Below are 15,904 nucleotides of genomic sequence, written 5' to 3'. Positions count from 1 at the left end.
TCCGAATTGTTCGAGGCTCGTTCATGCGCGGCGAGCGTACCCATTTCTTGAGCTGGGGACGGCTTTTTCGCCATGTGAGAACGCTGCTGAAGAAAGGCGAGCCGGATGTGACGGTATATGGCTATGTGCTGATCGGGTTCATTGGACTGCTGTTCCGCATATTCAGCGGGCGGCGTTACATGATTTCCACGCATGGAATGGATATGCTGCTGTTCCGCCGATTTATCGGCCTCAATTATATCGTCAAGCTCATATTGGTGAACGCGGATGGCGTGCTGACCAATAGCGTCTATACAACGAAGCTGGTGGAGGAATACGGGGTGCATCCCTCTCGAATCAGCATGGTATACCCTGGCGTAGAGGCGGTTTTTGAACGGCAAGCCGTGAATGAGGAGCTGGTAAGGCAGCACGGCTTGGAAGGCAAGTATGTCATCTTATCCGTTGGGCGGCTTGTGACGCGCAAAGGCCATGATCGGGTCATCGAATCGATGCCCGAGGTGCTGAAGCAGCTGCCTAATGCGATGTACGTCATCGCTGGCGACGGTCCGGAGCGTGCCCGTTTGGAGCATTTGGCGAGGACGGTGGGCGTTGCGGATTCGGTATTATTTTTGGGCAGCGTAAGCGGCAATGACAGCCTGAATGCGTATTATAATTTGGCCCATCAGTTTATTATGGTGTCCCGCGAGCTGGAGAAGGGAGACGCGGAAGGATTCGGCATCGTCTATCTGGAGGCAGCTTCGGCGGGCGTGCCTGTTATTGCGGGTCGTTCCGGCGGCGCGCTAGAGGCGGTACTGGATGGGAAGACCGGTATTCTCGTAAATCCGAATGCCCATGCCGAGATTACGGAAAGCATCGTTCGTCTGGCCAAGGACGAGGAGCTTCGGCGGCGGTTAGTTGAAGCGGGCTACAAGCGTGCAAAAGCGCAATTTCAGTATGGCGTGCTGGCAGCGGCGTTCGATCAGCATGTGGAACGGCTGTGTGCGGCTCCGATGCGCAGCAGGAAGGCTGCCGCCCTAAAGCTGCGGCGCCGGATGAAGCAGGATGCTCGGTAGCACCGAAAGCCGTGCTGCACCCCAAGCGGGTGAGCACGGCTTTGTTGTGGTGCGCTATTCCTCTTCTTCCTTTAACTCTACCTCCACCCGGTTCGAATCGACCTGGAAGGTCGGCCCTGTCACAACGACCTGAAACGTTATGGTAGCCTGATTGGATACCTTCTCGTCTTCGGTTAGCTGCTCCGGACGAGCGAGGAACGAGACTCTGATTTCTTCGCCCGGGTCGAGAGGACCGAGCGTGATTTCCTCGGAGCTCGCCCCGGGTCGCCGGCGCCCGTTAACCTTAACGCTTCCGGGAATGAATACTAACGGTTTCGGCAAAACATCGGACAACCGCAAGCCGATCAGCGTGGTCTGTCCCCGGTTGGCAATGACAATCGTGTAGGTGATTGTATCTCCTACCGCGACCTCGCTCGAGGAAGCGGATTTCAGGACAGTAACAGGCGGAGGAATAACGGTGACCTCCTCTTTGTCACTTGCAGGCGGCGACTCGGTGGAGACGGCCGTAGCGATATTGGAGATGACGGAGCCGTTGGCTGCATCCAGTGGCACTACGTATGGACGTCGAACGACCACTGTCTGCCCGGGCGCCAGAATGCTGATCGTCTCCACGAATCCCAGCAGCGGGTCGGTTACATTGATTCCGACCAAGGGGACGTTGCCCGTATTTGTAACCTGAATCGTATAGGTGATGGTGTCTCCCGGAGCTGCGGTCGTCCGGTCGGCCGTCTTGGTCATCTTCAAATCGGCAAGCGGCGGCACGATGACAGATGCGGAATCCGAGACCTGACCTGTCTGGTTGGATAGCGCAGCGGCGGTGTTCACCAAGCGAGTGTTGCCCGGCGTACCGGACGGGACGGTGAATGGCACGCTGAAGGTTTTCGATTCCCCCGTTTGAAGAAGCGGGATGGTTTGTTCGAACGAGAGCGCTGCGTCGGTGACCCTCACATTGGTGAGCGGAGCATTGGATAAATTGGTGACCGTAATGGTGTACAGTATCGTTTCTCCGGCAGCTGCGGTCGTCCGATTCGCACGTTTTATGATTCCGAGATTGTAGTTTGGCGGTATGATCGGCGTAACGACTTCATTGGAAGGAATATCGCCTGTGTTGATTTCCCCGCCGGCGATGCTTTGATATTCGAAGAGGATAACCGCTTGATTGCGGATCAAGCCGTCCTCGGGAAAGGAGATGACGAGTGCTTGATAGGTGACAATGATCGTTTGATCAGGCGCCAAGGAGCCTAAGCTAATGCCGGCAATGGGATCGCCCGGTACTAGCTCGCCATTAACGGTAATGCTTCCTGGCACGAATACCGTATCGTTAGGAAGGCTGTCCAGCAGAAACATCGCATCGGCAGACACGGTGCCTGAGTTGCTGATCGCGACCGTATAGGTCAAAATCTGCCCGATCTCAGCGGAGTCCAAATCCACGCTTTTGTCGACCGTAAGGCGCGGTGAGTTGATGTCGATATAGATCCCGACCGCGATAACCGAGTAGCCGTCATTTGTCGTTCGGATTTGGAATGCGGCAGTGGTCTGGTTATTTTGCAGCGTGCTCGAAATATCGACGTTCGTAATGTCCCAGCTCTGTCTGCCGCCGACGATTTGGGTGCCGGGCTCCCCGTTAATTTGGTTGCGGTCGCCAAATGTTCCCGAGGTGTCCAGATTGCCGCTGTCGTCATTGATTTGCGAGGCAAAGAAGTTATTCGCGAAGTTGTTAGGGCCGGAGAGCACCGTCAGGGTCGCTTCACTGGGGCCAAACAGTACTTGGTCTCCGACCTTGTTGGCATCCCCGTCCTGAGCGCATAGCGCCATGCGTCCGCTGACTGGCCCATCAATCGGTGTGGCGAAGCCGGATAAAGAGGTTGTAACGGAGGGGTCACTTCCGGTTGCGATCTCGACAATGCCTACGTTGAGACTCAAATTTCGGAATGGCATAGCCGTGTCTTCATAGATGACGCAGAGGGTCCAGCCACAGCTGTTGGCGGTACTATTGCCGAAGTCGATATTGCCGACTACGCTTCCGACCGTATACGTACCGGCGCCGCCCGCCTGAATGAGGGAGGTGACGTTGGCGGAGCGGAAGTAGTTGTCCGTGGCATTACGATGAGAAATTTGCGCGGTGACCGGGTCCGGCGTAATGCTGGTGGTTACCCCTTGAGGAGTCGTCAGGGTGACCGGCTTATCAATAAAAGCAAAGTAATTGTTCGTTCCATTCGTGACGGCATAAGTGCCGGCCCATACGAGCTCCGCATAGAGGACCTCGCTGTCCGCGGGCAGATCGAGAATGGCGCTGGCGCTGTTCAGGTTGAAGTCGGAGGTCGTGCCTGGCGGGTAGCTGCCGAATTGCATCGACGTATCAATGGTTACGAAAGCTCCAATATAGTCGCGAGTGCCGGGCACGCCTTCTGTGGACGACCGGCTGAGCCCTAGCGTATTGCCTGTAAACGTGATCGCCCCGGCATCATTGCCGCTGAATCGAAGTATGAAAGGCACTTTATCACCCCGGTTTTAAAAAGATGCTCCGTTTCAACCATATGTTTGGGGGAGTGCGTAGGTGCTTGTATGAGCTTGTACAAAATGAAAGGTTTGGGAGGATGCCAGATGGAGTGGTGGTGGCGACGGGAATAGGGAACAATTTTCTTCCCTAAATGCGTGCGAAGGGCGGGAAGTCGGGAATAGGAGAGAATTTTCTTCTCTAAATGCGGGCAGAGGGTGAGAAGTTGGGAATATGGAAGAATTTTCTTCTCTAAATGCGTGCGAAGGGCGGGAAGTCGGGAATAGGGGAGAATTTTCTTCTCTAAATGCGTGCGAAGGGCGGGAAGTCGGGAATATGGAAGGTCTTTGTTCCCTAAATGCGTGCGAAGGGCGCGAAGTTGGGAATAGGGAAGGTTTTTGTTTCCTAAATGCGAGCGGGAGGCGGGAAGGCGGAAATAGGGAAGGTTTTTCTTCTCTAAATGCGAGCATAGGGTGGGAAGTTGAGAGTAGGGAAGGTTTTTGTTTCCTAAATGCGAGCAAAGGGTGAGAAGTCGGGAATAGGGAAGTGTTTTCTTCCCTATTCCCCCCCTACTCCTCCCGCCCGCGTAACGCAAGATGCTGGAACAACGGAATCAGCATCAGGCAGCACACCGTGAAGCTAATAATCATGACGAACCAAACGCCGTGCAGCTCCGTCAGCTGGAACGTTAACACGAGCAGCAAGCAGCGAGTCGCGACCAATATATTCTCCCGCCACACGAGAAAGGACGTCTGCCGAATGGCGCCCGCTGGCTGGATGAAGCGGAACTGCTGGGCATTCCAGACAGTCGTGAAGTAAAACATGCCGACGGCAGTCAGCACATTCGATACAACCAAGGCAGCTGGATGCCGGAACAGGACGATGACGAAGCCGACGGCCAGCAGTCCCGCACCCATCCAAAGCCACCGGATTTCATGAATCCTGTATTTCCGATATACCCAAAGCCCGCCGACCGCGCTCAGCGTATACAGCATGTTGAGGAGGGCGATCAGCACCTTGTTTTCCGTTACGGAGAAAGTGAACAGCAGCGTGAACAGGTTCTGAAATTGCAGAAAAATGCCGGCGGCGAGCATGGAGAGCAGCATCCACTTGGCACCGGGCTGGCCGAATGCAAGGCGGAAGCGGAATTTGCCATGGTCGGCGCGTTCGGCTTCCCCTTGGGGAGCAGGAAGCTTCATGCGCGGAATGAAAGCAGAGAAAACGAGCATGAGCACGAGAAATACAAGCATCAGCGCGAAGGAGCCGCCGTAGCCGAAGCCATTAATGACCTGCGCAGCAGCGAACGGCACGGCGATGGACAGCACCTGCCCAATAATGCTGACTGCGGCGAAGTAGGGCGAGAGCTCGCTGCTTTTGCCGCTAAGCGCGATGCTTAAATTTTGCGCCGCCGTGCTGAAGCCGAACATCGCGCCAATAGGAATGCCGAGGATAACGATCCATGCCCATCTCGGCTCCAAGTGCGCATATTGCAAATAAGCGAAAGCTATGCCCCCGCAAACGGCGGAAACGCCAAGCGGCAAACGGATCGTAAATCGCGTGAGCAGCTTGGCGGTAGCGGTGAAGGCAATGCCCCAGCTAATAAACATGGATAGATTGTAGAGCGATAATTCGGCGATGCTGTGGGTCTGCTCCCACAGGTACAGGTTAACGAACAATCCGATATAGATCGCGATAATCGAGCTTACCGTATTCATCGCGAGCAATTTTTTCATTTTCTTCGACATGAGAGGCACCTTCTGCATGTTATGGCTTCCGCATCAGCGTTAGCACTGGCGGGGCCACACGATGATACGCTTATTTGACTGCACCGGCCGTGATGCCGCTGGCGATTTTGCGCTGGAAGATAATATACAGGAGCAGCACGGGAACGATGGTGATGAACAACGCGGCGAAGAGCGGCCCCCACTCGGTGCGATACTGCATCTCTGCCTGCATGACGCCGATCTCGACGGGCAGTGTGTACTGGCTCGGGTCGTTAATGAGTATGGTGCCGACGATATATTCATTCCAAATGTTCAGGACGTTGACGATGCCGACCGTAATCAGGCCCGGCTGCGACAGCGGCAGCATGATGCGGAAGAAGGTGCCGTAATGGGACGCGCCGTCCACGATAGCCGCTTCCTCAAGCTCCTTAGGCAGCGACTTGAAGAAGCCGACGAGCACGAAGATGCCGAAGGCAAGCACGCTGGACGTGTACACCAGGATCAGGCCGGTTTTGGAATTCACCAGATTCAGGCTGTTCATTAGGAAGAAGAGCGGAATAAGCGCTAGGACGAACGGAACCATCATCGATGCAATATACAACAGGTAAAGCGCGTTGCTTCCACGGAATTTGTAGCGTGCAAGCACGTAGGCCGTTGTCGCGGCGAGCAGCAGCCCCAGCAAGGTAGAGCCGAGCGTTACGATGATCGAGTTAACGAAATAGGTGTCAAAATGATACCTGCTCCACACATAGGAGAAGTTGCTCCACAGCAGCGGAGCTTCCGGCAGCGCCCAAGGCAGATGGCGGAAAAATTGCTCGTTGTCCTTCAGCGAGTCCAGCAGCGTCCAGAGCAGCGGATAGAGCACCAATATGCTCCAGCCGATGAGAATCAGGTAGAAAATCGTTTTGGCGACAGGGTTGCGAATGCCGTTGTTCATGTTGCTCGTCCTCCTTAGCTAAGCTCGACAGTCTCATGGCGAAGCAGTCGCTGCAGCACAACCGTCGTAATGAGCGAGAGTACCAGTATGAGTACGCCGATTGCGGCGGCGAAGCCGAAATGATATTGCCGGAAAGCCATTTGGTAGAGATAAGAGCCCATAACCTGCGTACTGTTGTCGGGTCCTCCCTCGGTCATAATCCAGACGATGACGAATGAGCCGTTCAGCGTCGTCATCATAATGTTCAGGATCGACACTTTCATCTGCTCCCAGATGAGGGGGAGGGTAATGGAGCGGAACTGCTTCCACTGACCAGCGCCTTCCAGCTCAGCCGCTTCGAAGTAAGAAGCCGGGATGTTCTGAATCGCGGCGATCAGCAAAATCATATAAAATCCGATGCCGGCCCAAATCGCAGGCGGGAGCAGCATCCAAATCGTATGGTTCATAAATCCGAGCCATGCAATGGTCACTTTGTCCTCGGTGAAGAGGGACAGGAACGCATTAAGGAAGCCGATTTGCGGATTGTATATGAAGCTCCACAGCACGCCGATGACGACTACGGAAATAACGTTCGGAATGAAGAAAATCGACCGCATGAAGCCGGCCAGTTTGAAATTAAAGCGGGTTAGCGAAACCGCGAAGAAGGTCGCGAGCAGCATAATGCCGATGATTTTGCCCAGCACGAGAAAATAATCGTTGCCAATCGCCCGCCAGACGATCGGATCTTGGAACAGCGCTTTGAAGTTGTCGAGCCCGATAAATTCCTTGTCCTGCGACATGCCGGACCAGTCGAAGAGCGAGTAATACAGGCCCTTGGCGACCGGATAGATGGTGAACAGACTAAAAAATGCGAGTGTCGGAACAATGAAAGATGCAATAAATAAGGTTCTTTGCCATTTGGCGCTGCCTGTATTCATGACACCGACCGCCTTCCCATAAATTCGTGAAGGATGATCGGGAGCGCCCGATCATCCTTCGCTTGTTCTCGTGCGAATCCGAGTCCGCGATTATTTTGCGACCTTTTTGACGACATCAGTTACGCGGGAAATCCATTCCTCCGGCGTGATTTTCGCGATCGTGAGCGCATCCGTTGCATCCTGCATCGCTTTGTCCACGTCCGCGTTGAACGTAATCGTCGGGATGACGATCGTGTTCGCGTCGTTCAAATATTTCGCAGCATCTTTGACGAAGTTAGGCGCGTTGGATGCGCTGATGTCGCCTTTGATGTTCGATGGCGAGCCGCTCAGCTCTGCCCATTGGGAAGCTTGCGCTTTCGAGAAGATGAATTGCAGGAACGCTTTGGCAGCTTCTTTGTTTTTGCCGTTTTTCGCGATAGCTACTGTAGCAGTGGATGTATTCGCGACAACCTTCTGGCCTGCATCCTGCATCACCGAAGGGATGAAGCCGAAGTCGAAGCCGCTTGGAATGTCCTTCGACATTTCATTCGGGAGCCAGAGGCCGTTCGGGATGAACGCATCTTTATTTTGCAGGAACAGCATTTGCGAATCGGTATGGTTGATCTGGATCGACGCTTTGTCGATGAAGCCTTTGTCGCGCATTTCGACGATCTTGTTCAGCGCGCCGAGTACGGCTGGGCTGTTGAACGCTTCTACTTTGTTAGCCGCCATGTCCTGCAGCACGGTGAAGTCGCCGTTGTTCGCCGATACGATGGCTGGGTAGAGGACTGCGCCGTTGATGTAGTACGGATATTTGCCGGTATGGATGAATGGCGTGACGCCTGCTGCTTTGATTTGTTCGCTGACCTTCAGGAAGTCCGCGTAGTTTTGCGGCTCTTGCCAGCCTTTTTCCTTGAAGAGCGCTTTGTTCCAGAAGATGCCCCACGAGTTCAGGACGAGCGGGATGTTGTAGATTTTGCCGTCGTATTGCTGCGGCGCTTGCGTCAGGAGATCCAGAATGTTGTCGCCATCAACGTTCGTGCCCGTTTTCAGCCACTCGGTCAGATCCTCCAGTTGGCCGTCTTCGACCATTTGGCGGTCGTTCAGCTCTGGACCGTCGATGTAGACGAAGTCAGGCGGGTTGCCGCCGATCCAACGGGGTTTGTTTTGTTCGTTGATTTTCGGGCCGCTCATTTCTTTGATGTTCAGATCGGGATTGGCTGCTTGGAAATCGGCAATGACTTTTTTCCACCACTTGTCGCCGTAGCCGCCGACGAAATACTGGATTTCAAAGTCGCCAGTCAGCTTCTTGTCGCCGCTGGACTCGTTCGTGGACGTGTCCGCTGCCGGCTCGTTGGTTGATGGCGTGTCGGTCGCTTTCTCTTTGTCGGAACCGCATCCGGCAAGTGTCATTGTCGCCAGTACGACGGCCAGGCTCATCGCTGCAAACTTGTTCTTGATCATCATGAATGCAAACCCTCCCCAAATTGAGTGTGCGTTTTTCTCGTTTCTAGCGAGCTGTTACGCTTACTCTCATCATAGGGATATTGGGAGAAACCCTCTATCGAATATCTTCCACGAATTCTTTGTTATTTTCTTTTTGTGGAAGATTGCCCTGCCGTTTCTCTGAAGGGGCACAATCGTTACAACAGGTAGCAATCCAGCGCGGGAGCAGGTTCTTCCTGCTAGGGTATTGCCCTGCCGTTGCACTTTGTACAACGAGAAAGGTAGGAACGGTCCGTCCCGGGGGATCCCATTGCAGTTCATGCAACGAGATACGATCCAGAAAGAGATGCTATGCGCTTAAAACAGAGCAAACCACCGTTCCCGTTGTACAAAATGCAAGGATACCTTCTCACTTCCGCTGCATGCGTTGATTCGATTGTACAAACTGCAATGAGCAGGCGGCTGCAAGCACCAACGCCACCGGAAAACGACGTACCCCCGTCCGCGGCCCGCCCGTCCCGGACGCATTCACCCATCCACATGTCGCTCAGCACCCGTCCGTCCCGAACGCCATCCGTACGTCCCACACGCATCCAACAGCATGTCCGCCCGCAGTCCGCACTCAACCACAACGCCAACCGCTGCAGCGCAAAAAAAAAAAGGAGTGCCCCTCAGCCGTCGCGGCTTCGGAGACACCCCTTTACTTCAAGTATTGCGCGCTGCGCGCCTCGGCAAAATGCTGCAGCTCATCCAGCGCTTTCTTCGGCTCAAGGTGATTGTACAGGACGGCATCGCCGAGCTTGCGGGTGTAGTCCATGACCGCTTGCCATGCCGGCTCCTGGACGGGATAGAACTTTGCTTTGCTAAGCGCATCAAGGTTCGCTCGCATCGTGGCGTCCCGAGCGGCGAGCTGGACGCCGACCTGTGAGTTCGTCGGCAGGAAGCCCTCGCGCTCGATCATTTCCCGATAGGAGGGATCATCGTACAAGTAGTCGATGAAGGTGGACAGCGCCTTCTTGTCCGTATGATCGGTCTTGAAGGATACCAGCACGTCATGCACCCCGAATGAGATTGGAGGATGGCCGTCCTTGACCGGAACAGGGCCTACGTTCCATTGCAGATTCGGGAACTCCTTGGGCACGACCGATGTGAAGTAGTTGCCGGAAATCATCATGGCGAGCTTGCCGTCGCCGAGGATGCGCTGCTTCTCATCGCGCGTCGTAACCGTCGGCTCGGGATCGGTCAGGCCGGCGTCGTACATCTCCTTCAGGAAGGTTAAGCCTTCCACGTTGGCAGGGGAGTTAATCGTCCATTTGCCGTCTTTAATCCAGCCGCCTCCGGCCCCGAAGAAGAAGTAGGACAAGTACGCTTGCGTCTCGTTGTCCGTCAGATCGACGCCGAAACCGGAGGCTTTGCCGCCTGCTTTAATTTTCTCCGAGTCACGTTTGAGCTCGGACCAAGTGTCGGGAGGCTCGATGATGCCGGCTTGGCGGAACAGCTCCCGATTGTAATACAAACTGCGGATGGACGCGACGTAAGGAATTGCATATTGATGTCCATCGATCCGGTCCATCTCCATCAGATTAGGATACAGCTTGTTTTTCAGTTCGGGCGATAGGATTTCGTTAAAATCGTTCAGCAAGCCGTCCTGCGCAAAATGTGCGTAGACGTTCGTGTTGAGCAAATCCGGCGGCTGGTTCTGGCTGATCATCGTCGTGTAGATGCCGTCGAGAATATCCCAGTTGGCGACTTGCAAATCGATGTCGATCAGCGGGTTTTTCAATTCAAACTCTCGTACTAGCTTCTCGAGAATCGGCTTTGTCTCCGTGCTGTACTCGGATGCGACGAATCGAATCAATGCGCGCTTCTCCTGTATGGGTGCGGCCGGCTGGTCGTCGTCCTTCGAGCAGGCGGCGAGCGGTGCCGACAGGGAAAGCAAGGAAAGCAGCAGCACGGTTGGTTTCTTCAGACGACGGAACATGGAATATAAGTCACCTCCCCGGCGGATAATGAATCGATTGCTATTCAATGACGGTGAATGGGAACAGCAGCTTCTGATTTTCTGGCAGGCTCATGTTGTCGCGCGTGACGACGGTGGAGTCGATCAACGTCGTTCGGACCGACTTGCTGCCGTTTACGAGCTTCATGGCTGTCTTGACGCCCAAGTAGCCGAGATTGAATGGCTTCTGTACGACAAGGGCGCTTACCGTTCCTTCATCAAGCAGCTGGATTTCATAGATGGAGCTGTCGAAGCCGATCAGCTTGTGCGCGCTCGACGCCCCCATCTCCTTGAGCGCTTTGGCTGCGCCAAGCGTCGTCGCTTCGTTCAGCGTGATGAACGCGTTAATCTCGGGATTCAGCTGAAGCAGCGAAAGTGCCGTCTCGTAAGCCTTCTCTTCTGAATCGCCGCAGTAGTAGCTGCCGAATACGCTGTCCGCATACGGCTTCAGCGCTTGACCGATGCCTTCATACCGTTTTGCAGATACGAGAGAATCGGGCGAGTCGCTCAGGATCGCAACAACTGGCTTGCTCTTCGTCAGGCTTGCAATCGTCTCCCCGGCTAATCGTCCAGCTTGCTCGTGATTGCTGGATACGACGGCGGGCATTCGCTTGACCGGCAGCGGCGTATCCATAACGACGAGTTGGATGCCGGCTTCGGTAATGTCCTCAAGCACGGCGGGCATCCGGGGGTCCTCGATAGGCGCGACGACGATGGCATCCGGCTTGCGGTCGATCGCATCTTGCAGGGCAAGAATTTGGGCATCCGCATCCGTCTCCTGCAGCGGGCCTTGCAAATCGAGCTTGACGCCGAGCTCCTTGGCTGCCGTCTGGGCGCCCATATTGGCTGTCTGCCAATAATCGGAGCGCACATTTTGCGTCTTAAGCACGACGGTGACGGTTCGATTGCCGTTATCCGCAACGTCGAACAGCTTTAAGGAGAAGCTGGCATAAACGACAGCGGTAACGAGACATAAAACGAGCAATAGCATAAAACGATGCTTGCGCATAGGCTTCGTCCTTTTAATCGAGAATAGGGATTCGGATCGTCACGCACGTTCCGACCTCGAGCTCGCTGCGAATTTGAACGCTGTATTCATGTCCAAAATAGAGCTGAATCCGTTCGTTCACATTGCGGACGCCGATCCCTTTGTTGCGGTTATCTTCTTCGTAAGGCAGCAGCAGGCGATGCAGCTGCTCCGGCGTCATCCCTTGGCCGTTATCCTCGACCTCGAATGCGATATGATCGCTGTGCTTCCTGCCGCGCACGGTGATGAAGCCTTTCTCCGGATTATGGCGGATACCATGATAAATGGCGTTTTCGACGAACGGCTGCAGCAAAATTTTGAGCGTCTTATAGCCCATAATCTCGTCGGCAAAGTCGATTTCATAATCGAGCTGGCTGTCGTAGCGCATTTTCTGAATGAGCAAATAGTTCTTAATATGCTCCGCTTCAATTCGAATCGGGATCAGCTCTTTGTCCTTCGTAATGCTTGCCCGGAACAGCTTGGCCAGCGCCGACGTCATGAGGACGACTTCCTCGTGCTGCTTCTGCTCGGCCATCCAGACGATGGAATCGAGCGTATTATAGAGAAAATGCGGGTTAATCTGCGCCTGCAGCAGCTGGAGCTCGCTCTTGCGCTTCGTTTCTTGATTTTGGATAATCTCCTGCATCAGCGTCTTGATTCGGCCCACCATCATGTTGAAGGTACGGCCGAGCTGCCCGATCTCGTTCATCTGACCAATCTCGGTCTGGATGTCGAAGTTGCCCCGCTCGACGAGCTTCATATCCGCCTGCAAATCCTTGATCGGCTTCGAGAAGCGATGGGATAGCCAGATGGAGATAACGAGCGAAACCGCAAGCCCGCACAGCGCATATAGCAGAATCGAATTGCGCAACGACGCTTTGCTCGCGATCAGCTCGTCCGTATACGCCACCCCGACGATTTTCCAGCCGAAATTCGTATTTTGTACGGAATAGATGCGCTTGCCTTCCTCGTCATCGGCAATAAAGGACGTGCCGCTCTTTGCCGCCGTCACCTCCGGGATGAGCTCCGTGCGCAGATTGCTGTTGATCAGCTGCTGCTGGGGATGGTAGACGATGTTCCCTTTGTCGTCGACGATGAACACGTAGCCTTTTTGGCCCAAGTTAATATTGCTGGCTAGATCGTTGATGACGTTCAGGTTCAGATCGACGAGAAAAACGCCTTCGGCGGTAATGCCGTCCGTGCTCTTCAGCTCGCGGCTCAAGGAGACGACCCAGCGGTATTCGTTCTTGATGATGTTCTGCACATGGGGCGCGGAGATGACAGACTTGCCGCCAGCCGCCCGGGCGTCCGCATACCAGGATTGCTCCTTCAGCTTGGCGTTCGGGTTCAGCGGCGTAATCCGCCTGTCCGAGACGAACCGTCCGTTGTAGCCGAACACCATAATGTTCGCAATATCCTTGCGGGTATAGAGAATGGCCTGAAACAGGTCGGAGATCCGTTTCTCATACGTCCGCAGCCCTTCCGAGTCAATGAAGTTGTTGTCGGAAATGTAATATTTGACGTCCTTGTTCGTCATGGCGAGCAGCGAGATGTTCTCCATGTTGTCGACATAGGACTGAATATTGGTGTTTACTTGCTTGATAATTTCCTCGATATAGCCTTGCGCGTTTTTCTCCACCGCCTTGACGGACAGCTGGTAGCTGATCAGGCTGGTGGAGACAATCGCAACGAGAATCAGGCAGGAGAACGCGAACGAAATGCTGGACTGGATGCTTTTGAGCGGAAACAGGGGATAGCGCAAGCGATCTCTACTCATAGGCTATGATCCGCTCCCTTTGTTCTCCCTGTAGTCTTTCGGCGTCATGCCGACATGCTTCTTGAACAAGATGCTGAAATAGTTAGGGTCGCCATAACCGACGCGCTCGGCGATTTCGTAAAACTTCAAGCTGGTCGTCTGGAGCAAATCCTTCGCTTTAGTGATGCGGACGCCGGTCAAATATTCGATGAACGTCTCCCCGGTGTGCTGCTTGAACACGAGGCTGAAGTAGCTGGTGCTCATCAGCACGTGGCGGCAAATCTCCTGGAGCGACATTTTGTCATTGGCATAATTCGTCTCGATGTATTCGACCGCGCGGCGGACCTGCGAATTCGTGAAATGATTGCGGTTATCCGCGATTTCGGCCATTACGGCGCGGACGACCTGCTTCAGCCAGCCTTCGATTTCATCCAGCGTCTTAAAACGGTACACGTCCATCAGCATCATTTGGCTGTCGAGGGAGGTTTCCCGGTCCGCGGGAATGACCTCCTGGATCGCGTTCATAAGCGAAAGGACGACCCTCTGCATCTGAAGGAAGCAGGTTTCAATCGGCACCAGCGCCTTCTTCAGCTCCAGGATGCCTTGCGCGATCAGCTGCTGCGCCTCCTCGAAGGAGCCCGATTTGACGGCTGAGACGAGGCTGCGATCCCAATTCAAGCTTGGCGGCGAAGCCAGCGCGGGCTTGCCCTCAAGGTCGAGAATGCTCAGCACGCGGTTTTTGCCGAAGAGGAATCGGTAGTCGAGCGCCGACAGCGCGCTTTTGAATGCGGCCGGCAGCATATCGGGCGACAAGCTGACGCGGCCAATGCCGATCGTCACCGTAAATTTCAGGTACTTCTCGATCTGATGGCGCACATCTTCCGCAAGTCGGAAGGCCGACTCGTACAGCAGGCTTTCGTCGTCGTCGTGGCTGGTCACGATTGCAACCATCCGTTCCTCCCGCGTACGGAAGAGGATGGCCTGCTCCTTCTCGGCGATCTCTTCGAAAATATTAAAAGCCGCAAACCGCAGAAACTCGACGTCATGCTCGTACGAGAGCAGCTCCCGGTCTCCAAAATCGTCGATATCGACGACCATAACCAGAGAGCGCGCGGCAAGCGGGGCCAAGCCGAAATAAGCAAAACGGTCGTTAATCTCGGTTTTGCTAAGGCCAACGACAACGAGCCGCTCCAGAAAACGTTCCCTCAGCAAAGGGACGCTTTGCTTCAGTTGGTCCTGCAGGCTGCTTAGATTCTCATGGCGCTGCCGCTCCTCGTCCATTTCGGCGCGAACCTTGTCCAGCAGCTGGCGGATTTCCCGCGCCGTAATCGGTTTCAAAATAAAGTCCGACACTTTCAGCCGCAGCGCCTGCTGGGCGTAATCGAATTCATCATACCCCGTCAGAATAATAACTTTAATATACGGAAAGCTCGCGGATATTAATCCAGCAAGCTCCAGCCCGTCCATGAACGGCATGCTAATGTCAGAAATCACGAGGTCCGGCTTATGCAGCTCGACCGCTTCCCAGGCATCTCTGCCGTTCGCATAGTCCCCGATAAGCTCAAAGCCGTGCTCGTTCCAATTAATCGTATTCTTAAGTCCAACGCGAACGACGGCTTCGTCGTCAACGATAATCGCTTTATACATAGGTGCTTCGACCTCCCGCATGTATAGATTAGCCGATGGGCGCGAGGCGCGTCTATGACCAAAATAGACAAGTGGATTTGGAGTGCGAATAGAGAAGGGGGAACCTTCGCTATCCGGTCGGCTAGCGTGCCGAAGTGTGAATAGGGAAGAGAAACCTTCGCTATCCGGTTGGTTAGCGCGCCGAAGTGCGAATAGGAAAGAAAAACCTTCGCTGTCCGGTTGGTTAGCGTGCCGAAGTGCGAATAGGAAAGAAAGACCTTCGCTATCCGGTTGGTTAGCGTGCCGAAGTGCGAATAGAGAAGAGAAACCTTCGCTATCCGGTTGGCCAGCGCGCCGAAGTGCGAATAGGAAAGAAAAACCTTCGCTGTCCGGTTAGCCAGCGTGCTGAAGTGCGAATAGGGAAGAGAAACCTTCGCTATCCCGTTGGCTAGCGCGCCGAAGTGCGAATAGGAAAGAAAAACCTTCGCTGTCCGGTTAGCCAGCGTGCTGAAGTGCGAATAGGGAAGAGAAACCTTCGCTATCCCGTTGGCTAGCGCGCCGAAGTGCGAATAGGGAATAAAAACCTTCGCTATCCGGTCGGCCAGCGTGCCGAAGTGCGAATAGGGAAGAGAAACCTTCGCTATCCGGTTGGCTAGCGCGCCGAAGTGCGAATAGAGAATAAAAACCTTCGCTATCCGGTCGGCCAGAACGCGGCAGTGCGAATAGGGGCTAGCAGCAGATGTCCTGTTCATACCGACTTTCAGGAGATATATTAATAATATGGATATTTCATACTAGAAGAATGGGTGAAAACGATGTATGAACGTGCATGCAGTGAAGCTGAAATACATGATGAAAAATAACAATTAGTTTAAATAAGCCATTAGCCTTTGAGCATCAAATCGGTTACCCCTTATGCGAATTGCAACCAAGGGATTTTGAAC

Annotated in this window: 11 protein-coding genes; 1 reads left to right on the top strand and 10 read right to left on the bottom strand. The window is 54.2% G+C overall.

What is annotated here, in order from left to right; all coding sequences use genetic code 11:
- On the top strand, positions 1 to 1,052 hold a 1,052-nt coding region (locus PAECUDRAFT_RS10160; protein ID WP_040712121.1), incomplete at its 5' end, for a glycosyltransferase.
- 54 nt (positions 1,053 to 1,106) lie between these two features.
- On the opposite strand, the gene PAECUDRAFT_RS10155 is transcribed toward PAECUDRAFT_RS10160, so the two are convergent.
- The 10 genes from PAECUDRAFT_RS10155 to PAECUDRAFT_RS26360 all read right to left on the bottom strand — a co-directional run bounded on the left by PAECUDRAFT_RS10155 (position 1,107) and on the right by PAECUDRAFT_RS26360 (position 15,712).
- Positions 1,107 to 3,548, bottom strand: coding sequence for a DUF11 domain-containing protein (locus PAECUDRAFT_RS10155; RefSeq protein WP_006038029.1), 2,442 nt, complete (start codon positions 3,546 to 3,548; stop codon positions 1,107 to 1,109).
- Between the two features lie 570 nt (positions 3,549 to 4,118).
- Positions 4,119 to 5,294, bottom strand: coding sequence for an MFS transporter (locus tag PAECUDRAFT_RS10150; protein ID WP_006038028.1), 1,176 nt, complete (start codon positions 5,292 to 5,294; stop codon positions 4,119 to 4,121).
- 70 nt (positions 5,295 to 5,364) lie between these two features.
- Positions 5,365 to 6,210: a carbohydrate ABC transporter permease gene (locus tag PAECUDRAFT_RS10145; protein ID WP_006038027.1), complete on the bottom strand. Its 846-nt coding sequence runs from the start codon at positions 6,208 to 6,210 to the stop codon at positions 5,365 to 5,367.
- A 14-nt stretch (positions 6,211 to 6,224) separates the two neighbouring features.
- Positions 6,225 to 7,127, bottom strand: a complete 903-nt coding sequence (locus PAECUDRAFT_RS10140) for a carbohydrate ABC transporter permease (RefSeq protein WP_006038026.1) — start codon at positions 7,125 to 7,127, stop codon at positions 6,225 to 6,227.
- A gap of 90 nt (positions 7,128 to 7,217) precedes the next feature.
- On the bottom strand, positions 7,218 to 8,573 hold the full coding sequence (locus PAECUDRAFT_RS10135) for an ABC transporter substrate-binding protein (protein ID WP_006038025.1): 1,356 nt from the start codon (positions 8,571 to 8,573) through the stop codon (positions 7,218 to 7,220).
- Positions 8,574 to 9,252: 679 nt separating this feature from the next.
- The gene (locus PAECUDRAFT_RS10130) at positions 9,253 to 10,533 is read right to left on the bottom strand and encodes an extracellular solute-binding protein (protein ID WP_006038023.1); all 1,281 of its coding nucleotides are present in this window, start codon (positions 10,531 to 10,533) and stop codon (positions 9,253 to 9,255) included.
- A gap of 40 nt (positions 10,534 to 10,573) precedes the next feature.
- Entirely contained in the window at positions 10,574 to 11,560 is a 987-nt protein-coding gene (locus tag PAECUDRAFT_RS10125; protein WP_006038022.1) for a substrate-binding domain-containing protein, read from the bottom strand.
- A gap of 13 nt (positions 11,561 to 11,573) precedes the next feature.
- Positions 11,574 to 13,355 (bottom strand): cache domain-containing sensor histidine kinase, encoded by a 1,782-nt coding sequence (locus tag PAECUDRAFT_RS10120; protein WP_006038021.1) that lies wholly within the window; start codon positions 13,353 to 13,355, stop codon positions 11,574 to 11,576.
- Positions 13,356 to 13,358: 3 nt separating this feature from the next.
- The gene (locus PAECUDRAFT_RS10115; RefSeq protein ID WP_233516754.1) at positions 13,359 to 14,921 is read right to left on the bottom strand and encodes a helix-turn-helix domain-containing protein; all 1,563 of its coding nucleotides are present in this window, start codon (positions 14,919 to 14,921) and stop codon (positions 13,359 to 13,361) included.
- The gene (locus PAECUDRAFT_RS26360; RefSeq protein WP_233516749.1) at positions 14,825 to 15,712 is read right to left on the bottom strand and encodes a hypothetical protein; all 888 of its coding nucleotides are present in this window, start codon (positions 15,710 to 15,712) and stop codon (positions 14,825 to 14,827) included. Before PAECUDRAFT_RS26360 ends, PAECUDRAFT_RS10115 begins: the two co-directional genes overlap by 97 nt.
- Positions 15,713 to 15,904: the final 192 nt, after the last annotated feature.

Source organism: Paenibacillus curdlanolyticus YK9 (assembly GCF_000179615.1).
In the GTDB taxonomy this organism is placed as follows: Bacteria; Bacillota; Bacilli; order Paenibacillales; family Paenibacillaceae; genus Paenibacillus_T; species Paenibacillus_T curdlanolyticus.
This window is presented reverse-complemented; position numbering and strand designations above follow the sequence as displayed.